This is a genomic window from Galbibacter marinus (assembly GCF_000300875.1).
Lineage (GTDB): Bacteria > Bacteroidota > Bacteroidia > Flavobacteriales > Flavobacteriaceae > Galbibacter > Galbibacter marinus.
Genome location: NZ_AMSG01000003.1, coordinates 122,477 through 145,932 on the forward strand (window position 1 = coordinate 122,477; position 23,456 = coordinate 145,932).

The following is a 23,456-nucleotide window of genomic DNA, read 5'->3' on the forward strand; positions in this document are numbered from 1 at the left end:
ATTATCATTAACACTAACGACTTTTCAAATATATATTTATTATAGTATAGTATAAAACATATGTTGACAACTACCCATATATTGTTGTTAATACTGTTATAAGTGTGGTTAGAAGGTGTTTTTACCAAGCTAAGCATTCATGTTTGAGAGTATAAATTCCCTAAACTCTTTAGAAATAGGGATGTTTTTACCATTAATCATTATGTCCTTTGTATTGATCGCTTCGATATGATCGATATTAACAATATAAGATTTGTGTGCACGGTAAAATTGTTCCGAAGGGAGCTTCTCCAGGTAATCCTTTAAAGCAGATCGAACTAAAAAGTTTTTATCTGCTGTGTAGACCTCTAAATATACATTATCTGCTTTGACATACTGAATGTCATCGAAAGGGATTCGATAATAATGTTGATTCTTTTTTACAAAGATGGAGTTTCTAAGGACAGAGCTTGACAAATGCTTATTCTCCTCTTCTACTACATTATCAGTTTGCGCAGCAGCGCTGGCTGCTTCATTGAAGTTAGAAAGTGCGATTTCAATAGAAGTAAATAGATCTTGTTGTTCAAAAGGTTTTACCAGGTAGCCACTTGGATGAACACTTTTAGCGTTTTCTACTGTTGCTTTGTCAGAATTTGAGGTCACAAAAATAAAGGGGATATTGTAATTTTCCCTTATGTGTTTTCCAAAGTCTATTCCAGTTTTCTCTGTTGCTAGAACAATGTCCACCAAGGCAAGATCAACTTGGTTTTCCTTAAGGGCTTGTGTAGCACTCTCAAAGTCAACGACATTAGCAACAATTTCATAGCCTATATCTTCGAGCATAGATTGCATGTCGTCAGCTATGATCACATTATCCTCAAGGATAAGAATCTTAATTAGTTGGTTCAAAATAAATGCTGTTAATTTAGATTTAAAACTACAAAAAATTATTATAACTAAACAGAAAAAGAACTGCAAATAAAAAAGTTGATAAGGATAATTTTTTCAATTCTGGATCTAAAAGCTGTTCATGTTCAATGGAACGAACTCTTTTTAAATGTAAAATAATTGGAATAAAGGAAATTATAAAAATAACATTTGTCCAATGTTGATAATTTAGCACTAAGAATAAAACTGCTGTTGTGAGCCCCACCAGAATAATTAAGGTGTGATATTTTTTTGCTTTGGCAATTCCAAGATTAACCACCATGGTGTTCTTGTTAGACTTGGCATCACTCTGGACGTCTCTCATGTTGTTTAAATTCAATACCCCAACACTTAATAATCCAACAGATACTGCAGGTAAAATTACATCCCATTCCATTTTTTTGGCGTATAAAAAATAAGAACCAATCACGCTCACTAATCCAAAAAAAATAAATACAAAAAGATCACCATAACCATGGTACCCATAGGCAGAACTACCAACAGTATACTTAATAGCTGCAGCAACCGCAAACAAACCAAGAACGAAAAAAAGTAAAGAAAATAATAATTGCTCACCACCAAACGAGGTATAGATTAAGGCAATAGCCACTATCATAGTAAGTATTGTAGTCACAATCATTGCGTAAAGCATTTCCCTCGCAGAGATAATCCCACTTTGCAAAGCACGAACAGGCCCTACTCGATCCTCATTATCAGTTCCTTTTACTCCATCACCATAATCATTGGCAAAATTGGATAAGACCTGAAAACCTACCGTTGTAACGAGTGCTAATACAAAAATATACGGATTAAATAAACCTTCGGCGAAGGCGATTGCGGAACCTACAATGATACCAGATACAGACAAGGGCAGCGTTCTAAGACGTGCAGCCTCTATGAGCGTTTTAAGTTTTGTCATTCAATTTTTAAAATGCTTCTTCAATTTTAATGCGTTTACCATTTTTATAAGAGGCCACAAAGACATCTTTAAAACCTAGGGCTACCATTTCTTTTCGAAATATATTTGCATCTTCCAAATTACTAAAATTCCCAAGGGCATATTTGTTAAACTTTTTATCTTTATAATGATTGATGTTATTTAGGTCATTAGAGTACAAAGAGATTTCTTTAGCCTCAAAAGCTGCAACCTGTACAGCGTATATAAGAGTAGTGTCATTAAAAGCAACTATCGAGTTTGGTGAATGTAGTGGTTGAGAATCTGGTTTTTGGTTCAAAAGCACAATTGAGTCTTCATACTTATCCAAATCGCTTTTCTTAATAAGCATTTTGTTTTGAGATTCTAAAAGACGTTCATTAATAAAAAATGAAGGTTTTATAAAATATAGAGCTACACCAAGTGCTAGTATTACAACTAAGCAAATTGAAACGAATCTTAAAATATTGCAGGAGCGATACAGTTTATCCTTCTCAACACGTTGTTTTTTTAATTCATTCAGTAGCCGTTGCTCTTGTATTTCTTTTGTTTCAATAGTTCTATGTAAGCAAACTAAATGATTTTCGTCAATATAAGGCATGATCGAACAGATTTAATTCTACTTGATACTTTTTAAGGAATCCATTTTATCCCTTTAAAATTCGGCTTCCTTTTTTCTAAAAATGCATTTCTACCTTCCTTAGCTTCTTCGGTCATATAGGCCAGACGTGTAGCCTCCCCTGCAAATACTTGCTGTCCAACCATTCCGTCATCAGTTAGATTCATGGCAAACTTCAACATCTTAATGGAAGTTGGAGATTTCTCTAGTATTTCTTGGGCCCATTGATATGCGGTGTCTTCAAGTTCTTGGTGTGGAACAACCGCATTGACCATTCCCATTTCAAAGGCTTCTTGTGCACTGTAATTTCTTCCTAAGAAGAATATTTCTCTTGCTTTTTTCTGCCCAACCATTTTGGCCAAATAGGCAGAACCATATCCTCCATCAAAACTGGTAACATCAGCATCTGTTTGCTTGAATATGGCATGTTCTTTACTGGCTAGGGTCATATCGCAAACCACGTGCAAGCTATGTCCTCCTCCAACTGCCCAACCTGGAACCACAGCAATAACTACCTTAGGCATAAATCGAATCAGACGCTGAACCTCTAATATATTTAAACGATGGTAACCATCATCACCTACATAACCTTGATCACCACGTGCTTTTTGATCTCCTCCACTACAAAATGAATAGACGCCATCTTTAGTTGATGGTCCTTCTGCAGAAAGCAACACCACTCCAATGGTGACATCCTCTTGTGCATCGTAGAATGCTTGATATAGTTCACTTGTGGTTTTAGGCCTAAAGGCATTCCTTACATTAGGTCTGTTAAATGCAATACGGGCTACCCCATTACATTTCTTATAGGTTATATCTTCAAACTCCCTAACGGTTTCCCAGCGAGGTTTATTCATTGGTTTTTCTATTTTTATCAAAAATATGAAGATATACGATTCAAAACTAACTTTAAAGTGAAGATTTTGGCATGAATCACTAAAAATTGGATTTTGATCGTAATTTTACATTTAAACTACCATTTATTTCAGACGAATACCATCCGGGTCTATGGAAATTAATTTTTCCTTGTAAAGCGCTCCAATGGCCTTTTTAAAACTCTTTTTGCTCAAATTTAGAGTCATTTTGATAAGCTCAGGATCACTCTTATCTCCAAGGGCTAAGTACCCATTATTGTCCTTTAACTGATCGAGTATCTTTTGAGAGGCGGGCTGAATAGCTTTATAACCTTGAGGCTTTAGACTTATGTCAATTTTCTGATCCTCTCTAATCTTTTTAATGTATCCTAGGTGCAAGCTACCTAATTTTAGTGGCTCGAAAAGTTCATCATTATAAATCAAGCCTTTATACTTGTTATTAATAATTACCTCCACTCCCATATCAGTGAATCGAGAAACGATAATTTGAACTTGATCATTAAAGACAAGTTCTACATTTTCATTTGAAACAAATTGATTCGTTTTACTTGATGCTACCAACCTCTTGGTCTGCTCGTCTTCATACACATATACCAGATACCATTTACCTTGTTCCATTTTACGCGCTTGTTCACGAAAAGGAACAAAGAGATGCTTCTCTAAACCCCAGTCTAAAAATGCACCAATATTGTTTACCTCTACTACCTTTAAAAGCGCAAATTCTCCTTTGACTACTTTTGGTTTTAGGGTAGTTGCTACAGGACGCTCCTCATGATCTAGATAGCAGAACACCGTTATGCTTTGCCCAATTTCAAATTCTTTGGGTACGTATTTATTTGGTAGTAAAACATCATTTCCAGAATCATCTCCAAGGAAAATCCCAACGGATGTTTCTCGTAAAATTTCCAAGGTATTATATTCGCCGATATGTATCATAGAGCTCAAGTTATAAAACAGTCTGCAAAGGAACGCATTTAAAGTGAAATAACGCAATAAATCGGTGGTTTACCCATTAGAATACACCAAGCTAAAGCGCAAGATTCGGTATTCAATACAAAATTTATTATAATACCTTTGGAATTATAATAGCAATGAAATATGGATCTATTTAGCCAATTAAACGACCCAACTGAAAACCTACTTCCTTACCAGGGTATGGTAAACTATTACGGCTCCATTATGGACCACAAACTTGCAGATCAATATTTTCAGATTTTAATGGATTCTATTGCATGGCAAAATGATCAAGCGATTATTTTTGGAAAACTTATAACCACTAAAAGAGAAGTTGCCTGGTATGGGGATCGCAACTTCCCATACTCCTATTCTAATACCACTAAAACTGCCCTGCCATGGACCAAAGAATTATTAGAACTTAAAACTTTAGTTGAATCAACTTCAGGTGAAAGTTTTAATTCTTGTCTTTTAAATCTTTACCATGATGGCAGCCAAAGTATGGCTTGGCACAGTGATGCTGAAAAGGATTTAAAGAAAAATGGAGCAATTGCATCTCTTAGTTTCGGTGCTAATCGAAAGTTTGCCTTTAAACATAAAGCCACCAAAGAAAAGCGAGCCTTATACTTACCTTCTGGAAGTCTTTTAATAATGAAAGGGGAAACTCAACAACACTGGCTTCACCGGCTTCCTCCAACTAAAAAGGTTCAAACCCCTAGAATTAATCTAACTTTTCGCACCATTGATAGCAGTAAATCATAACAAGCGAGGGTTTTGTAGTTTAACAATTATTGACACCTTGGCATACTTTATGTTACCATCTACCGTTAAATAACTAGTGTAAAAACTCAAATAAATTATTTCAAATGAAATTTATCAACTTATTTTTCAGTTTATTCTGTATGCTGTTTCTACTGAGCAGCTGTGGGTCTTCGGATGATGACTTTAATTCAGGTCCTATTGTGGATGATTGTCTTGGACTTGGTGCTGACCAATTAACTTTAAAAATTCAGGATCATTATACCACATTACCAGGGAAAGTTTCCGTGTTTTTCAAAGTGACCACAAAGGATGGTAATCACCCAGTTGCTGGACTATCGGCAAACAACTTTAAAATTTTTGAAAAAGGCTCGAACGACAACTGTTATAAGCCTATTTCTGCCTCCGAATCTAACGGAAGAATTTCTTCAAAATCTCAAATTTTTAATACCAATACACTTTTAGTCCTAGATTTAAGTAACAGTGTTTTAAGTACTAGTTTGGAAGAATTAAAACTTGCAAGTACTAGTTTTATTGAGCAAGTGATGCCTTCCACGCCAAGTGAAGAATTTAAAATGGGTGTTTATTGGTTTGATGGCGAAGATGTATTACATGAATTAAATCCTCTGACTACTGACAGGACTCAATTAATAACAGCTATAGAAGGAATAACAAACAATATTAGTAATGACCCTTCAACGGATTTGTATGGGGCAGTTATTAAGGCTACAGATTCTGCAACTGCTATCTTGGAGGAGAATAAAAAAGAGGAGGTTCTAGCTGCAGCTTCTGTTGTTATATTTACAGATGGTACAGATCAAGCTGCGCGATATAGCAAAAATGCTGCCATAAACAAGGTGAAAAATGCAGATGAGAACATCTCCTTTTTCTCCATTGGATTAGGTTCTGAAATAGAGACAAACATCCTAAACCAAATTGGAAAAAACGGGAGTGCTTATGCTGCAAACAAAGAAGAGTTAGAAGACACGTTTGAAGAAATCTCAGAAGATGTAGAAGGTCAAGCAAACAGCTTCTATTTATTTGAGTATTGCAGCCCAAAAAGAAGTGGTAAAAACCTCCTAGTCATCCAAGCCATTCAAGGTGAAAATCAGGGATCGGTTCAAACACAATTCGATGCTACTGGATTTACTGGCGGTTGTGAATAATTAAATTTTCAAAGGTTATACTTAAGAGCCATAAAAAAAGTGCTTTCTAGATACATTGTAGAAAGCACTTTTTTTAATTGATCTATTCCTTAAAACCATGGTATTGATCATAAAACTTTAATAGTTTTTATGACTGATATTCTTTAACGATATTCATACGTAGTTTACGGAAATAATCCTCTGCCAACCAATCCCTGTAGTTTTTAGTACTCTTACTAATACACATGGAATAACGCTTTATTCTGCTTTGAATATCATCCTTTAATTCCAAGGCCAGCATTCGAGCCTCATATGCATCTTCACTGTTTACCACGCACATTTGCGTGTGTTGGTCTAGTGATCTATCTAAGATAGTTTTTGATTTTTGGCCTTTTTTTATGATCTCATCATAGGCCGTTTCGATATCAAAAGTAACCTCTTCACTTTTGGCAAATTTGGCTCGTAATTCCTTGGGCATCTCATATACAAAATGACTTTCTATCTCCTCGTCATCCTTGATGTTTTCAAGGTAAAAATCAGGATATTTAAAAATGTGCTGCCAGTCAACAGGTTGGCTCCATAGTCCGAACCTTGCCACATTGTTACCAAGATCCAAAACAGTGAAATTATTTTTATTGGGTAAAACCCGAGATCCCCTACCTATCATCTGAAAGTATAAGGTCAAAGAACGAGTAGCTCTATTTAATATAATAGTCTCCACTGAAGGTTCATCAAATCCAGTGGTTAGAATACTAACTGAACTCAAAATTGCATCCGGTGTATTCTTGAACCATTTTAAAATCTCCTTTCGCTCTTTATTACTATGGGTGTTATCGAGATGTCTAACGGGGTATCCAGCCTCTCTAAACATTTCATACACATACCAAGAGGTGTTGATACCATTATTAAATATTAGCGTTTTAGTCCCTTTAGCCTTTTCTTCATAGGCGTAAAGCAACTTCTCCTGCATATCCAAATTTGTGTATAAAGCCTCGGATGATTTTACCGTATAGTCCCCATTAATACCTACCTTTAAACTTCCCAATCCTACATCATACGAATAGGTATGAGCCTTAGCTAAGAAGCCTTTATGAATCAAGGTCTGAATAGCTTCGCCTATTATTAGTTCATTGTAGTTGTCCTTCATCGGAAGTTTGATATTTGAACTAAGCGGTGTGGCAGTAACTCCTAAAATGAAGCTATTTTTAAAGTAAGACAATAATTTTCGAAAGGAATTATAATGCGCCTCATCGATAATTACCAATCCAATATTATCGATCTCTAGCTTATTGTCGTTAAGTCTATTCTTTAAGGTTTCAACCATGGCTACAAAACACATGTATTGGTCTTGATCTGGTAGGTCTTTAACCTTGCTATTAATGACTTTGTTATTCACATTAAACCCCTTAAGCATCTTGGAGGTTTGTTTGCTAAGTTCAATTCTATGAGTAAGCACCACAACTTTTTTATCGTACTGCTCGAGATATCTTCTAACAATCTCAGAGAAAATAACTGTTTTACCTCCCCCGGTGGGTAGTTGATATAATAAATGGTAATTGGGAGGTTGATTCTCTATTCGATTGAATATTTCATCAATGGCTCCCTTTTGATAATCGTATAATTCTTTTTTTTCTTCTTCTTCCGTTGCTATCATACACCTATTTCTGTAAGGTAATTGGTTAAACGTGCAAATTTAGTCAGTTTTATCCTTATAGTGAAATAATAACCACAGATTAACGAAAATCTAAGAAACTTGGTATTTATACCTGAATATTAAGGGTTTATACAATCCTTAACATAATTGTTATGGTCAATCCACATAATTCTTTTAGTTTAGCAGCTTAAAGTTCATAGAAGCCTATAGTAATAGGCAAAAAACAACAAAAGTAAATTTATGAGTCAAGTAAAAGAAAACGACACAGTAAAAGTACATTACACTGGAAAATTGGAAGACGGTCAAGTTTTTGACAGTTCGCTTGAGAGAGAGCCATTAGAGTTCACTTTAGGTCAAGGTCAATTAATTCCAGGGTTTGAAAACGGAATTTTAGACATGTCGGTTCATCAAAAAAAGACGATTCACATTCCATCTGCCGAAGCCTATGGTCAGGTTCAAGATGAATTATTCCAAGAAATACCAAAAAAAGAATTACCTGAAGATATAAAGCCTGAAAAAGGGATGGGATTAGTCTCAAGAACACCGGATGGACGTGAGATCCAACTAGTAGTTTCTGAGGTAAAACCAGAAAGTATTGTTGTGGATGCAAACCATCCATTAGCGGGGAAAGATTTAATTTTTGATATAGAGGTATTGGAAATTAAATAATTTCTTTATCGAACATATAAAAAGCCTGAAAATAATTATATTCTCAGGCTTTTTTGTTCCCAATTCTTAAATAAAAATTAACGTTTGAGTAATACTCTTAAAAAAAGACTAAAATTCAAGCCTCTATTTCACTATTACCCTGTTTTACTTGCATTTCTAATAAAAAATACGTATTAATGCTAGCTGAGTAACAATTTATAGAAAAAAATACATGAGACAGCTTAAGATTATAAAGCAGGTTACCAACCGAGAATCCAAATCTCTTGACAAATACCTACAGGATATCAGTAAGATTGATATGATTACTGCTGATCAAGAAGTAGAACTTGCTCAACGAATTAAAGCTGGAGACCAATTGGCCTTAGAACAGTTAACCAAGGCCAACTTACGTTTTGTGGTTTCTGTGGCCAAACAGTATCAAAATCAAGGATTAAAATTACCAGATTTAATTAATGAAGGAAATTTAGGACTTGTCAAAGCGGCTAAACGATTTGATGAAACTCGTGGATTTAAATTCATTTCCTATGCCGTATGGTGGATTCGTCAGTCTATACTTCAAGCATTAGCAGAACAATCTAGAATTGTTCGTTTACCACTGAATAAAATTGGCTCTATAAATAAAATAAACAAAGCATACTCCTTTCTAGAACAAGAGCATGAGAGAGCACCTTCGGCAGAAGAAATTGCTAAGGAACTCGATATGACAATTAAAGATGTAAAGGAATCTATGCGTAATTCTGGAAGACATCTTTCTATGGATGCTCCACTTAAGGAAGGAGAAACATCCAACCTATATGATGTTGTACGATCGGGTGAATCACCTAATCCAGATAAAAGTTTAATGCACGATTCTCTTCATATTGAAATAAGTCGCGCCCTAGATACCCTTACCTCTAGAGAAGCCGATGTTATACGATTAAATTATGGTATTGGAAATCAACAACCCATGACCCTTGAAGAAATTGGAGAGGTGTTCGATTTAACCAGGGAACGCGTACGTCAAATTAGAGAAAAAGGCATTCGTAGGTTACGTCATAATACCAGAAGTAAGATTTTAAAAACATATCTAGGATAATGACTAGAAAATTTAAACCCGTATAAACCATACGGGTTTTTTTTCCGTAAATACTTGTAACATTCGAACCTCTGATTTTTAGAATTGAATCACATAAATTTTAATGGTGATTTAACAAGTAGGTACTTTAAAATTCGTTTGTTTGTATATTATGAGAATAAAAAACTTTATCAATAAACACAAAAAAGTAATTTTAATTTCAATAGCAGGTTTTTGTTGCCTGCTTTTTATGTTTTACGGTTCAATCTATTTCGGATTATGGGGACACATCCCTTCTAAGGATGAACTTTCTAATTTGGATTTAGAACAGGCAACAGAAATTCTATCCCAGGATGGTGAACTCCTAGGTAAATTATATATTAATGATCGTCAACCTATTCCATTTGATAGCATTCCTCAACATTTAATAGATGCGTTGGTAGCCACAGAAGACGCCCGTTTTTATGAGCATAACGGTGTTGATGTGCGTAGCCTTTTTCGAGTGCTGATAAAGTCCATTTTGCTTCAAGATGATTCCTCTGGTGGAGGAAGTACTATAAGTCAGCAGTTGGCTAAAAATTTATTTCCTCGTAAAAACCTAGGCTCTTTAGGTATTGTCGTTCATAAAATTAGAGAAACCATAATTGCTAAGCGATTGGAAAAGGTATATTCTAAAAATGAAATACTGCTACATTATTTAAATACTGTACCTTTTAGTGATAACACCTTTGGAATAGAGAGTGCTGCTAAGCATTTTTTCAATAGCTCTACATCTGAGTTAACCACATCACAAGGTGCTACCTTAATAGGCTCTTTAAAAGCCACGTACTATTATAACCCAAAACTTTTTCCCCAGCGTAGCATGCAACGTCGAAACGTGGTATTAAGTCAAATGAAAAATTATGGCTATCTAGACAAAGGGGTTTACGATACATTAGCCAAGGATTCTATAACTTTAGACATTCAACAGTACAGCTATAATGATGGCTTAGCACCCTATTTTAGAGAGCATGTTCGATTGTATTTAAAAAATTGGCTTCGAGATTACAACCAAAACAAGGACAGCACCATTAATGTTTATACCGACGGTCTTAAAATCCACACAACAATCAACTATCAAATGCAGAAATTGGCTGAACAGGCCATGAAGGAGCACCTTGGAACATTGCAAGAGCAGTTCGAAGAAAGTTATGGTGAAAGTGCACCTTGGCTCATCAACCAAGCATTAATAGAAGAAGAGGTTAAAAAATCACCGGCCTATAAAAACCTTATTAAACAAGGTTTAAGTGAGGTGGCAGTGATGGATTCCCTTAACAAGAAGAAGGAAATAGAACTTTTCTCATGGAAAGGTGAACAGAAAAAGAATGTCAGTAGTATTGATAGTATCCAACATTACATGAAACTACTCAACTGTGGTTTTGTGGCTTTAAACCCTGCAGATGGGGCCCTAAAGGTGTGGATTGGAGGAATTGATTACAAACACTTTAAATACGATCATGTTATTCAAAGTAAGCGACAAGTGGGATCTACCTTTAAACCCATTGTATACACCACAGCTATTGAAAATGGTTTAGATCCATGCACCTACTTTTCCTTACAAGAGGTAGAATATAAAAATTTAAAGGGGTGGACTCCAAAGAATGCTTCGGATAAAGAACAAGGGGATTATCTCAATTACTCCATGGAGTATGCATTAAGTAGGTCTATTAACACTATTGCAGTCAAGGTTTTAGAAGAGGCAGGAATTCAAAACACCATACTACAGGCTCAAAAGATGGGTATAAGCTCTACCCTACCGGAGGTTCCATCATTGGCACTGGGTACCGCAGAGCTCACTGTCATGGAACTCGCCATCGCATATTCAACCTATTTAAATCATGGCATCCCAGCAACACCAAAATTTATAACCAAAATTGAGGATGATAACGGCGACATCTTATTTGAAAATAAGACAATTGAACAAGATGACACCGAAAAAGAACCCGCGATTTCTGAAACCACACGGGAAGTTGTACTTGAAATGATGAAAACTACAATTAATGAAGGTACAGCACAACGGCTTCGAAGTACATTTGGATTAAAAAATGAATTGGCTGGAAAGACGGGTACCACACAAAACAATAAAGATGCTTGGTTTGTCGGTCTCACACCAAACTTAGTGAGTGTCACCTGGGTCGGTTTGAACAATCATCAAATTGGGTTCAAATCCACCGGAATGGGACAAGGAGCCAACGCAGCACTTCCCATATTTGGACGTTGGATGCAAAAAATGAATAAAGCAACTGAATTAGGTACCTATACTAAAGCTCGTTTCGAGCCAACCTCCAAAGAAGTACTAGAGAGTCTAGACTGTAATCCAGAAAAAAGAGATGGCTTTTTTAAGCGATTATTCAGCAACCCTGACAAAACGAAAAGCAGGAAGTTTAAGTCAAAAACATCCTCTAAATAATCCTTTTATTACCCTAAATGCGTTTTTGGATTTACTTTTCTGCCCATCTTAGTGAAAATTAGAATTTTTTTAGTCCAAAACTGATGTTTATACCATAAAAATTTGTGACTTCAGAAGGTGATTTTGTGGTAATTATTAACTTTTTTATGAGGTCACTAATAATCGTTGTTACGATTTTACCCATGTCGAATTTAGACTTAATACTACAACTAAAAGGATAGATGATATCACTTCCTTATTTGAAAAATAAATCTATATTTTTCTTTTAAACTTCCAATGGATCGGCAGTACCAATATTAATTTAGGATATAATAGATGTAAAAATATTGTCTAAAATCTTTAAGTGTAGATTTTACATATATAGCTTATTAATTATTGTTAAATTCACATTTAATCATAACTCGTAATGTTTATACCATAAATTTTTAGAACACTTATTTATGTTTCGATATAATTTTGGCTATTTTTAACGTAATTATGAATTCATTAACATAATTGACTAACTATTTGTTTAACCAAAATTAAATGTGTGAAAAACTATTTAACAACATTCAACAAGCTATTTTCCCCGTTGATTCTGGCACTGTTTTGTACAGTGAGCATGAATGCGACCGAGGGAATTTCAATTCATTTAACAGCTAGCCAACAGCAAATTACTGGTACTGTATTAGATGCAGAAACCGGCACTCCTATTCCAGGAGCAAATGTTATTGAAAAAGGGAGTTCAAATGGTACAACTACCGATTTCGACGGTAATTATACTATTTCCGTAGCTCCAGGCTCCACACTTGTCTTTTCTTATATTGGTTTTAAGGATCAAGAAGTTCAAGTGGGACAACAAACCGAAATCAATGTTACACTTTCAGCAGATGTCACCGCATTGGATGAAATTGTAGTAGTTGGTTATGGTACACAGAGAAAATCTGATCTAACAGGTGCTGTCTCCGTTGTGGATGCCGATGAACTAACCCAACAACCCGTAGCTGACGTTACCAATCAGTTGCAAGGGCGAGTTTCTGGGGTAACCATCACAGGAGGTGGGCAACCTGGTGAAGCTCCCCAGGTAAAGATTCGTGGTGCTAATACCTTTGGTAACAACACGCCTCTTTATGTTGTGGATGGTATTCCAACAGATGGAATTCAGGATCTAAATCCAAATGATATCGAAACCATGCAGGTACTTAAGGATGCGGCATCGGCTTCTATCTATGGTTCTAGAGCAGCAAACGGGGTAATTATTATTACCACCAAAAAAGGTAAAGGTAAACTCAAAGTTACCTATGACTCTTATTATGGTGTTCAAATGGTACAAAGTGGAAACCCATGGAACATCCTAAGTTCTCAGGAGATGGCAAATCTAAATTGGATGGCTCAACGCAACACAAATCCAGGTGATGCTCCTAGTAGCGATCAATATGGAAATGGTGCTACTCCGGTGCTCCCTAACTATATCGCACCAGTTGGTGCAAATTCAGTAAATGAGGCGCTGTATAATGTGAATCCTAATTATACCAATTCTTCAGATGTTGGTGATTTCTATCGTATTGTACGCGCTAACAAAGAAGGTACAAACTGGTTCCAAGAAATCTTTAGTCCCGCGAGCATTCAAAGTCACAACCTATCTGTTAGTAGCGGAGGTGAACGAGGTAGTCATTTGTTTTCTTTAAACTACTACAACCAAGAAGGTACTTTAATTAACACTTACCTAAAACGTTACAGTATTCGTGCTAACTCCACTTATAATATAAGTGACAATGTAAGAATCGGTGAAAATATTAGTTTCACCATTCGAGATAATCCACAAATCGATGCACTTACTGAAGGTAGTGGTATTGGATTCGCTTTTAGAAATCAGCCTATTATCCCAGTTTATGATATCATGGGAAACTATGCAGGTTCCTTTGGTAGTGGTTTAGGTAATGCGAAGAACCCAGTTGCTATTATGGACCGTACGCGAAACAACCGCGGTGTTTCTTCACGATTATTCGGTAATATTTTCCTAGAAATTGATTTCTTGAAGCATTTCACTTTCAGAACCAATTTTGGTGGTCAGTATTTTAGCAACAGCTTTAATTCTTTTCAATTTCCAGAATATGAAAATGCTGAAAACCTCACCGTTAATCAGTATAATGAAGCTTCGGCTACCAACTTTAATTGGACTTGGACAAATACAGTACAATACCAAAATTCATTTAATGACAAGCACAATATTACTGTACTCTTAGGTACTGAGGCTTATCAAAATAAAGGTAGAGAAGTTGGAGGTTCGACTCAGCAATATTTCAATTTTGATCCAAATTATGTAAATCTAGATACTGGTTCAGGAACACAAACTAATTACAGTTTCCAATATCAAGACCAATTGGCCTCGGTCTTTGGTCGTGTTGACTATAATTTTAGTGATCGATATTTGCTAAGTGCAACGATTCGTCGTGATGGGTCTTCAAGGTTTTTGGAAAACCAGTACGGATGGTTCCCTGCGGTGAGTGCTGGATGGAATATTACCAATGAAAGTTTCTTTCCAGAAACAAGTTGGTTAGACAACCTTAAAGTTCGTGGAGGATATGGTGTGATGGGTAATCAGTTAAATGTAGATCCTCAAAACTCCTTCACTACTTTCTTAGGAAACCAGCAGACCTCCTACTATGCCATTGGAGCTACTAATTCAAGTACTTCCGAAGGTTTCTCAAGATCGCGCTTAGGAAATCCACAAGCAGAATGGGAGAAAAACATCAACTCAAACATTGGTATTGATGCTAGTTTGTTTAATCATACTGTACAACTTACTGTGGATTATTATAAAAAAACAGTAGAAGATCTACTTTACAATCCTAATCTTCCTGCTACCATTGGTACCGCAACAGTACCATATATAAACGTAGGTGAGATGAAAAATAGCGGGGTGGATATTGATGTTTCTACTTTTTTCAACTTAACGGACGATTTAAGACTTAATACTACTGTGACCTTCACTACTTACGATAACGAAATCGTAAAAATTACAGACGAACTACAGTACTTTGATCTTGAAGGACGTCGCTTTAATGGTAGTACTATTATCCGTAACGCTGAAGGACATGCAGTGAGTGAATTCTTTGGATACCAAATCGATGGATTCTGGGATTCTACAGATGAGATTAATCAAGCGAACGCTTCAGCAGCATCTGCTACCGGAAATCCTAATGCAACTTACCAAAATGATGTTGCAGTTGGTAGATTCCGTTATAAGGATGTCAACGGTGATGGTCGAGTTACTGATGAGGATAGAACATTTTTAGGTAATCCAAATCCAGATTTCACTTATGGATTAAATGTGGAGTTACTGTATAAAAATTGGGACTTTAGCATGTTTATGTATGGATCACAAGGAAATGATATTTGGAACAACGTTCGTTGGTGGACAGATTTCTACAGTTCCTTCCAAGGTGCGAAAAGTCATACTGCACTGTATGATTCTTGGACTCCAACAAACACCAATGCTAGCGCACCAATTCAGGAGACCACTGGTTCTTTCAGTACTGCAAACGTACCAAACTCGTATTTTGTTGAAGATGGATCTTATTTAAGAGTAAGACAAATGCAACTCGGATATTCTCTTTCCTCTGATTTGTTAGACAAAATAAAGCTCTCTAAACTAAGAATTTACGCTCAGGTGGTAAATCCATTTACTTTCACCTCTTACTCTGGATTAGATCCAGAAATATCTGGTGGTAGTGTGAACTTTGGTATTGATGAAGGGGCTTACCCAAATCAAAGACAGTTATTATTTGGACTTAACGTAATATTCTAAAGATGAAATTGAAAAATATAAAATATATGAAATTTATAAAACAAACATGGCGCTTTCCTGCAGCATTGTTAATGCTTACGGCACTGCTAAGTTCCTGTGCTGATAGTTTCTTGGACCAGCCCACAACAGGTGCCTTACCTGAGGAACCAGTAGCCACACAAACCGGGGTAAATGCCCTTCTAATTGGAGCCTATGGAGCTCTAGATGGACAAGGCCCAGACGCATCTGCCTTAGGTGGCGGAGGGCCATGGGAATCCTCTCCTGATAACTGGATTTATGGAACCGTTGCGGGAGGTATTGCCAGTAAAGGAAGTTTTGGGGGTGACCAACCTGCAATTGACCCGATAGCTAAGTTCTCCACCGATGCCTCTAATGGTTTTTTCAATACAAAATGGAAAGCAACCTATGAGGGTATAAACCGTTGTAATAACACCATCCTCTATTGTGTACAAGCTGAGGATATTCCTGAGGCTCAAAAGGCTGTAATTCTCGGAGAAGCAAGGTTTTTAAGAGGTCATTATTATTTTGAACTCAAAAAAATGTTTAATATGGTGCCTTGGATTGATGAGACAACTGAGGATCCCAAAACGCCTAACGACGTGGATATCTGGCCTATGATTGAGGCTGATTTTCAGTTTGCTTATGAGAACCTTCCAGCTGTTCAAAGCGAATTTGCAAGAGCCAATAAATGGGCAGCAGCTGCGTATTTAGGTAAAACTTACCTATACCAACATAAATTTACTGAGGCTAAAGAAATCTTTACCACAGTAATCAATCAAGGGGTAAATTCAGCTGGAGTAAAATATGATCTTATTCCTCTTTTTAGAGACAACTTTGATGCAGCTACAGAAAACAATGCAGAAACTGTCTTTGATATTCAGATGGTTGCCAACGATGGTACTGGATCTATATCAAGTTCTAATCAAGGTGGAATGTTGAATTTCCCTTATAACAGTCCATTTAGATGCTGTGGGTTCTACCAACCAACTCAAGATCTTGTTAATTCCTATAAAACAGATCCTACAACAGGGCTTCCTGATTTATATAATTATAACGACGATCCTGTGAAGAATGATATGGGTGTTTCTTCTGATGATGCCTTTACTCCTGACACTGGTACCTTTGATCCTCGGTTGGACTGGACGGTAGGTAGACGTGGTATACCTTTTCACGATTGGGGAGATCACCCAGGTGCTTCTTGGGTAAGAGATCAGGCATATGGTGGACCTTATGCCCCTAAGAAGAATATCTACTGGCAGGCCACACAAGATAAATTTGCAGATCAAAGTTCTTGGGCACCAGGTACTGCTATAAATGTTCACATTATCCGTTTTGCTGATGTACTTCTTATGGCAGCTGAAGCAGAAGCTCAAGCTGGAAGTCTACCACTTGCTATGGAATATGTAAATAGAGTACGTAGAAGAGCTTCTAATCCAGATGGATTCTTGTATGAGTATAGAGATCCTTCGAATCCAATGGATGGATTTGATACCACAACAACTGCTGCCGATTATGTGATTTCAGAATACACAGCAGCTCAATTTGGATCAACTCAGGATGCACTTGATGCTATTTACTTTGAGAGAAAGCTTGAATTAGCTATGGAAGGACATCGTTTCTTTGACCTAGTTCGTTGGGGAATTGCAGAGCAGACTCTCAATGACTACTTCGCTTATCAAGGAAGTATTACGACCGATGTTCGGGGAGGTAAGTTTATTCCTGGAAGAAGTGAGTACTACCCTATTCCTCAGGCACAAATTGATTTAAGTGTTGATGAAACAGGCGAACCAACCCTTACCCAAAATCCAAATTATTAAAAATCTCCTTCAAAACTAATACTTATTACATTGAACATGAAGGTCTTCGAAATCAATTTCGAAGGCCTTCATTGTTTCTGTTACTCCCCTATTTCCTGCTTACCTTTTAAATGATAAATGTTTATAACCTAGTTGAAAAGTATTTCGGACTTAGATTTTTAGGACTGTTAATATCCTTACCTTTAATAAAACTTCTTTTATTATGGATACTCGAACAGTGGATTTACTACGTGTACGCCCTGAAATTCCACAAGAAACAGTTTACGATTCAATGAGTGACAATGAGCGATTTCAAAACGTTACACTCCGACCAGTAATTAAATTACAAAACTATTTATTAGTAGAAGCTTTTAAAAATTATGCAAACAAACACAAAGGTGTTTACTTTACATTGGAATTAGAAAAGCGATTTCTTTACATTGAAAATGCAATCCAAAAAGACATCAAATTTAGGAATTCTTTAAAGGGAATGATCATCGGCCAATTTACTGTCGATGAGTATTTGGTTTATATTGAAGATTCCTCTGCTCTGAACAAAAGAATGATGAATTTGGTTGTAGAATCATTAAAAGATCAGGTACAACTTATAGAGTTAGAGGTTTGCATTTAAATAAGACTACAGATTTATGATAGTGTTGCATTAAAGCAAGGACTCTCCATTTAAATCCGTTGTTAGTACATCGCTCATATAATCGAAAAACGGACGGATTGCCCGAAAGGCATTGTCTACTTCAGTCGAGAAATTCTTAGCTATAACCTGACTGTCTGTAAATTCTTTTGTGACGATCCACTGCTTTTTTCGGATCAGGTCAATATCAGGATGCGTCTTATCAAATCCTCGCGGGGCAGTTTTGAGTTCTTCTCCTTTTAAGTGGCCAAAATGCTGTTTAAAATCAGTATGGTTTATGATCTGTCGAACTTCTGAGCCGTCCACTTCAAATTCTTTACGGATTCTTTTGATATCATTTTTCTCAGGTGACCAAAACCCACAAGCCAAAAACGAATTTCCAGGCTCGATATGTAAGTAATAACCTCCTCTTAAGGCAGGTTTAGCACGTTTGTAACTACAAGCGAAATGATTTTTATAGGGTGTTTTGTCGTGAGAAAACCGCACATCTCTATAGATTCTAAAAACCTTTAAATCGGTAATTTCATCATGGTGTTGCAGCTTCAACATCACTTGGTTAAAAAAAGGTTTGATAAGAGCCTGTTCGACCTTAAATTCTGGTTTATGCTTCTCAAACCATTCCCTATTATTATTTTGTTTTAAAGATTTTAAAAAATTCAGTGTTGATTTTGAAATGCGAGCTTCTTCCATCCGACGGATATATTTGTAAATAATTTAACTGGTAAAGTTACAAAAACACTCATCAAATCAGCGGATTTATCATAAATTTGAATAAATAAAAATGGAATGGGAAAAACAATTGCTCAGCAGATAATACAACACAAGCAACATCCGAATCTTAAGTTTAGATTGAAAGAACGAGCGGAAGAGTTCACAGATTTACTTTTTTATACCTTATTCGATGCTGAAACTCCTGTAGAGGAGAATATGGTTGAACTTCAGAGGATCTTTGAAGAATTGGTGGACTTAGCATGTTGGAATGTTAGTAAGACATGTTCCAGTGTTTGGGACGACTATATTGGTAGCCTACCAAGGATATTGGAGCTTTTGAATTTAGATGCGGAGACATTTCTTGAAGATGATCCAGCAGCTATCTCAAAGGAAGAGGTTTACCTGTGTTATCCCGGATTCTATGCCATTGCGATTTATCGCCTTGCTCATGAATTGCATAAGGCAGGTTTTCCAATGGTTCCAAGGCTAATGACAGAGTATGCTCATCGGCTAACGGGAGTAGACATCAATCCAGGAGCAACTATAGGGAAGTCATTTTTTATTGATCACGCTACAGGGATTGTAATAGGAGAAACGGCACATATCAAAGATTTTGTGAGAATCTATCAAGGGGTTACCCTAGGTGCCCTCCATGTGGCTAAGAATTTAAAAAACGTTAAAAGACATCCTACCATTGAGAATAATGTAACTATTTATGCTAATGCAACCATTTTGGGAGGTAAGACCGTTATTGGTGAGAATAGTACTATTGGCGGAAACGTCTGGCTAACCAAATCCATCGCACCAAATTCCATAGTTACCCATACTCCAGATATTAAAATAAAGTCTGCAATCAATGAATAGTTATAGTATATTAGATCGGATCGGAAACACTCCGATTGTAGCCTCAAAAAATCTTAATACCAATCCAAAAGTCCAACTGTTATTTAAACTAGAAGGTAATAATCCAGGGGGCAGTGTAAAAGATAGGCCAGCATTCTACATGATAAAAAGCGCCATGGATCGTGGTGAAATTACAAAAGAAACCAAAATAATTGAAGCTACCAGTGGAAATACTGGAATTGCATTAGCGATGATAGCTAGCTTATTTGAATTGGATCTAGAGCTGGTTATGCCGGAAAACTCTACCAAAGAACGAGTTCAGACCATGAGAGCCTATGGTGCTTTAGTCACCTTAACCCCTGCTGATGTAGGAATTGAAGGTGCACGAGATTATGCAGAGAGCAAGGTTAAAGATCATGGGTATGTGATGTTAAATCAATTTGGGAATTCTGACAACTGGAAGGCACACTACATGACCACAGGGCCTGAGATTTGGAATGACACCGATAGGCAAGTAACTCACTTTGTTTCCTCCATGGGTACTACTGGTACTATTATGGGATGTTCTACTTATTTAAAGGAACAAAATAAAGATGTTCAAATTATAGGGGTACAGCCCACTGACAACTCCAAGATACCAGGGATTCGAAAATGGCCAGAGCAGTATCTGCCTAAGATTTTTGATAAAGAAAAGGTAGATAAAGTAATTGAGGTTAGTGAACTAGAAGCTAGACAAACCGCTAGAGAACTCGCTCGAAAAGAAGGCGTGTTTGCTGGAATGAGTAGTGGTGGTGCAGTGGCAGCGGCTTTAAAACTTATTAAAACGCTTGATGAAGGTGTGGTCGTTGTGATCATATGTGATCGAGGCGATCGTTATTTATCCTCAGATTTGTATGATTAAGCACTGAGTTTGATCAATACATATTTATTTAAATCATAAAAACGATAAGCTTGTTTTTTAAAGGCAATTAGCCTATTTACTAGATAGATATCCTAATCTGCCAAATGATTATTTTTACGACCTAAAGACAAAAATTAGGCATCGTAAAATGGAAACCGAAATTATCATTACCTTAATCCTTATACTGATTAGTTTTACAATTAGTTTATTTGGATCAGTAGTCGGTTTTGGTGGTGGAATATTTATGGTACCTATTTTGATTACGATTTTTAGCTATCCTTTAACCACGGCGGTTGGTTCTGTCATGATTTCATTGCTGCCTTCCTCACTGATTTCTACTTTTCTAAATAGAAAGGAGGGTTATGTTGATTTTAAAATGGGAGTCTTATTAGAACTTCCAACAATATTTGGCGTGTTTTTAGGGGTATTGCTACTTTCTTATATCTCTGCCAAACATTTGGAAATTATTTTTGCCATATTAGTGCTTTTACTTGGTTTTTCATTTTTTATAAAACAGGGTAAAAAAAACAAAAAGGATCAAGGATTTTTCTATACTTTAAACACCCTAAGACCACGTTATATCATTAGAAATCATCTAAACCACGTAGCTTATAGATTTAGCGCTTGGATGGTGTTAATTTTTGGTTTGATGGCTGGAACCTTAGCTGGGTTGTTTGGAATTGGAGGAGGATTTTTAAAGACTCCTATTATGTTAAAGGTATTCCGCATGCCAGCTAAAATTGCCACTGCCACTGCTCTATTTATGATTGTTATTACAAGTACAACTGGAAGTATTAGTCACTACGCACTAGATCATATACATATGGAATCTGCCTGGCCAATAATGTTAGGGTTCGCAGCAGGTGCTTTAGGAGGGCAACGTCTTAACCTAAGTATTAATAATAAAACCCTTGAAAAACTAATTGGAATGGGACTGGTTTTAGCAGGACTGGTCATGATGTCAAACTTCATTATAAAGCCCTAAAAGTTGCAACTCATAACTAAATCCAGCGTTTAGTTTTAAAATAGACTAGCAACAGGATCAAAATAAAGAACATTAGACCCAAAACAATATAAAACCCAAATTCAGATTGCAGGCCAGGTATTTGGTGAAAATTCATGCCATAGATCCCAGTAATAAATGTCAAGGGAATAAAGATACTAGTCATAATAGTTAGAACTTTCATTATCTCATTCATTTTGATGGTAACGGTACTCATATACATCTCCATTAAACTCATACTCATCTCACGAAGCATCTCGAGGGTTTCATGTATTTGAACACTGTGATCGTGAACATCACCCAAAAACAACTTGGTATCATCTCCTATGAGCTTGTGTTCAGTATTGACCAGTCTAGCACTGATTTCACGAACTGGTAATACATTTTTTCTTAGATCGATGATTTCTTTTCTAATATTTTGAATCTCATTTACAATCCCAGAGGATGGATGATTATAGAGTTGATCTTCAAGATACTCAATGCGATCAGTAATATCTTCTAAGACTACAAAGTACTGATCTATAATAGCATCAATTAAAGCAAAATATAAATAATCACATTCCTTATATCGAATTCTACCATGTTCACTTGAAATGCGGCGTCTCACGCCATCAAAGACAGTATTTTCAACCTCCTGAAAAAGCAGAACAGAATTTTTAAATAAAATAATCGCCACATGCTCAGTAATCACCTTGTTGGAGGCACTCAAGGACACAGACTTTAGAACACAAAAGATATAATCTTCATACTCATCTACTTTTGGTCGCTGATTGGTATTGACCAAATCCTCAAGTACTAGTGGGTTTATTTGAAAGTACTTTCCTAACTTTTCGATTTCCTTTTCCTTGTTCAACCCTTGGATATCGATTAAAGAAACGGTATCGGTATCTCGATATGTAAACACCTTCTCAATAGATGTAAACTCTTGAACATTGATGTAATTCTCCTTGTAATCTGTAACACTAATATACTGAGCGTCACCCTCACGATTACCCATGTACTTGATCGTACCAGGTGCATTTCCAAGGGTGTGTTTTGGTCGCCTATGTTTGGCAGGTGATCTCAAGAGCTATAGTTACTTATTTTTCACACATAGGTGTAAATTTCACCTAAATATAAAAAATTTCTTAGTGTCTACCCTTTAATACCTCTATTATATCTTTAAGAGTGTATCCCTTTGCTTGAAGTAAAATTAGATAGTGAAATAATAAATCAGCACTTTCATTCAAGAATAGGTCATCATTGGAGTCTAAGGCTTCTATTACGGTCTCAACAGCCTCTTCTCCTACTTTTTGAGCAACTTTATTAATACCACTTCTAAATAATGAAGCTACATAACTTTGCTGGTTCTCCTTATCATTCAACCTATTGCTAATGATATCTTCTAAGTCACTTAGAAAACCTAATTTTAATTCATTCGCCTCACCCCAACAACTATCAGTTCCCTTGTGACAAACAGGGCCTACTGGATGAACATACACCAGTAAAGTGTCATTATCACAGTCCAATTTGATATCAACCAAATTCAAAAAGTTACCGCTCTCCTCCCCTTTTGTCCACAACCTTTCTTTACTACGGCTGTAAAATGTAACTTTTTTCGTTTCGATGGTATTTTGGTAAGCCTCTTGGTTCATATAACCAAGCATAAGGACATTTTTCGTATTGTAGTCCTGTATTATTGCTGGGACAAGTCCATCACTATTTTTATCAAAATCTATTTTTTCCATGTTCCTTTTACCCATTAA

At 36.3% G+C, this 23,456-nt stretch carries 20 protein-coding genes; 11 read left to right on the plus strand and 9 right to left on the minus strand.

What is annotated here, in order from left to right:
• Positions 1 to 129 precede the first annotated feature (129 nt).
• From I215_RS04005 to I215_RS04025, 5 genes are all read right to left on the minus strand, one after another.
• Entirely contained in the window at positions 130 to 888 is a 759-nt protein-coding gene (locus I215_RS04005) for a LytR/AlgR family response regulator transcription factor (protein ID WP_008990674.1), read from the minus strand.
• A 28-nt stretch (positions 889 to 916) separates the two neighbouring features.
• Complete coding sequence (gene menA / locus I215_RS04010) at positions 917 to 1,825, minus strand: 1,4-dihydroxy-2-naphthoate octaprenyltransferase (RefSeq protein WP_008990675.1); 909 nt, start codon at positions 1,823 to 1,825, stop codon at positions 917 to 919.
• 7 nt (positions 1,826 to 1,832) lie between these two features.
• Complete coding sequence (locus I215_RS04015) at positions 1,833 to 2,441, minus strand: SPOR domain-containing protein (RefSeq protein WP_008990676.1); 609 nt, start codon at positions 2,439 to 2,441, stop codon at positions 1,833 to 1,835.
• 32 nt (positions 2,442 to 2,473) lie between these two features.
• The gene (locus I215_RS04020) at positions 2,474 to 3,316 is read right to left on the minus strand and encodes a 1,4-dihydroxy-2-naphthoyl-CoA synthase (RefSeq protein WP_008990677.1); all 843 of its coding nucleotides are present in this window, start codon (positions 3,314 to 3,316) and stop codon (positions 2,474 to 2,476) included.
• Positions 3,317 to 3,439: 123 nt separating this feature from the next.
• Entirely contained in the window at positions 3,440 to 4,270 is an 831-nt protein-coding gene (locus I215_RS04025; RefSeq protein WP_008990678.1) for a CvfB family protein, read from the minus strand.
• A 162-nt stretch (positions 4,271 to 4,432) separates the two neighbouring features.
• Between I215_RS04025 and I215_RS04030 the strand changes: the two genes are divergently transcribed.
• Together I215_RS04030 and I215_RS04035 are read left to right on the plus strand one after the other, a co-directional pair.
• Positions 4,433 to 5,050: an alpha-ketoglutarate-dependent dioxygenase AlkB family protein gene (locus tag I215_RS04030; protein WP_008990679.1), complete on the plus strand. Its 618-nt coding sequence runs from the start codon at positions 4,433 to 4,435 to the stop codon at positions 5,048 to 5,050.
• A 104-nt stretch (positions 5,051 to 5,154) separates the two neighbouring features.
• The gene (locus I215_RS04035; protein WP_040459811.1) at positions 5,155 to 6,213 is read left to right on the plus strand and encodes a vWA domain-containing protein; all 1,059 of its coding nucleotides are present in this window, start codon (positions 5,155 to 5,157) and stop codon (positions 6,211 to 6,213) included.
• Between the two features lie 127 nt (positions 6,214 to 6,340).
• Here I215_RS04035 and I215_RS04040 read toward each other — a convergent pair whose 3' ends face one another.
• Positions 6,341 to 7,846: a DEAD/DEAH box helicase gene (locus I215_RS04040; protein ID WP_008990681.1), complete on the minus strand. Its 1,506-nt coding sequence runs from the start codon at positions 7,844 to 7,846 to the stop codon at positions 6,341 to 6,343.
• Between the two features lie 240 nt (positions 7,847 to 8,086).
• On the opposite strand from I215_RS04040, the gene I215_RS04045 reads away from it, so the two are divergent.
• The 6 genes from I215_RS04045 (at position 8,087) to I215_RS04070 (ending at position 18,235) form a co-directional block, all read left to right on the plus strand.
• Positions 8,087 to 8,515, plus strand: a complete 429-nt coding sequence (locus tag I215_RS04045) for an FKBP-type peptidyl-prolyl cis-trans isomerase (RefSeq protein WP_008990682.1) — start codon at positions 8,087 to 8,089, stop codon at positions 8,513 to 8,515.
• A 211-nt stretch (positions 8,516 to 8,726) separates the two neighbouring features.
• Complete coding sequence (locus I215_RS04050; protein WP_008990683.1) at positions 8,727 to 9,590, plus strand: sigma-70 family RNA polymerase sigma factor; 864 nt, start codon at positions 8,727 to 8,729, stop codon at positions 9,588 to 9,590.
• Between the two features lie 151 nt (positions 9,591 to 9,741).
• On the plus strand, positions 9,742 to 12,018 hold the full coding sequence (locus I215_RS04055; RefSeq protein ID WP_008990684.1) for a transglycosylase domain-containing protein: 2,277 nt from the start codon (positions 9,742 to 9,744) through the stop codon (positions 12,016 to 12,018).
• A 529-nt stretch (positions 12,019 to 12,547) separates the two neighbouring features.
• Positions 12,548 to 15,808, plus strand: coding sequence for a SusC/RagA family TonB-linked outer membrane protein (locus I215_RS04060; protein ID WP_040459813.1), 3,261 nt, complete (start codon positions 12,548 to 12,550; stop codon positions 15,806 to 15,808).
• Positions 15,809 to 15,834: 26 nt separating this feature from the next.
• Entirely contained in the window at positions 15,835 to 17,625 is a 1,791-nt protein-coding gene (locus I215_RS04065; protein WP_040459835.1) for a RagB/SusD family nutrient uptake outer membrane protein, read from the plus strand.
• A gap of 202 nt (positions 17,626 to 17,827) precedes the next feature.
• A complete protein-coding gene (locus I215_RS04070; RefSeq protein WP_008990687.1) occupies positions 17,828 to 18,235 on the plus strand; it encodes a hypothetical protein in 408 nt (135 codons plus the stop codon).
• A 30-nt stretch (positions 18,236 to 18,265) separates the two neighbouring features.
• Here the strand turns inward: I215_RS04070 and I215_RS04075 are convergent, their stop codons facing one another.
• Positions 18,266 to 18,943 carry a DUF2461 domain-containing protein gene (locus tag I215_RS04075; RefSeq protein WP_008990688.1) on the minus strand — a complete coding sequence of 226 codons (678 nt, stop codon included), beginning with the start codon at positions 18,941 to 18,943 and terminating at the stop codon, positions 18,266 to 18,268.
• Positions 18,944 to 19,039: 96 nt separating this feature from the next.
• On the opposite strand from I215_RS04075, the gene epsC reads away from it, so the two are divergent.
• From epsC to I215_RS04090, 3 genes are all read left to right on the plus strand, one after another.
• Positions 19,040 to 19,828, plus strand: coding sequence for a serine O-acetyltransferase EpsC (gene epsC / locus I215_RS04080; protein ID WP_008990689.1), 789 nt, complete (start codon positions 19,040 to 19,042; stop codon positions 19,826 to 19,828).
• Positions 19,821 to 20,708 carry a cysteine synthase CysM gene (gene cysM, locus I215_RS04085; RefSeq protein ID WP_008990690.1) on the plus strand — a complete coding sequence of 296 codons (888 nt, stop codon included), beginning with the start codon at positions 19,821 to 19,823 and terminating at the stop codon, positions 20,706 to 20,708. The genes epsC and cysM overlap by 8 nt, the downstream gene beginning before the upstream one ends.
• Positions 20,709 to 20,856: 148 nt before the next feature.
• Positions 20,857 to 21,693: a sulfite exporter TauE/SafE family protein gene (locus I215_RS04090; protein ID WP_008990691.1), complete on the plus strand. Its 837-nt coding sequence runs from the start codon at positions 20,857 to 20,859 to the stop codon at positions 21,691 to 21,693.
• 16 nt (positions 21,694 to 21,709) lie between these two features.
• On the opposite strand, the gene corA is transcribed toward I215_RS04090, so the two are convergent.
• The gene (gene corA, locus I215_RS04095; RefSeq protein WP_008990692.1) at positions 21,710 to 22,777 is read right to left on the minus strand and encodes a magnesium/cobalt transporter CorA; all 1,068 of its coding nucleotides are present in this window, start codon (positions 22,775 to 22,777) and stop codon (positions 21,710 to 21,712) included.
• Between the two features lie 61 nt (positions 22,778 to 22,838).
• On the minus strand, positions 22,839 to 23,438 hold the full coding sequence (gene hisIE / locus I215_RS04100; RefSeq protein ID WP_156800194.1) for a bifunctional phosphoribosyl-AMP cyclohydrolase/phosphoribosyl-ATP diphosphatase HisIE: 600 nt from the start codon (positions 23,436 to 23,438) through the stop codon (positions 22,839 to 22,841).
• Positions 23,439 to 23,456 lie beyond the last annotated feature (18 nt).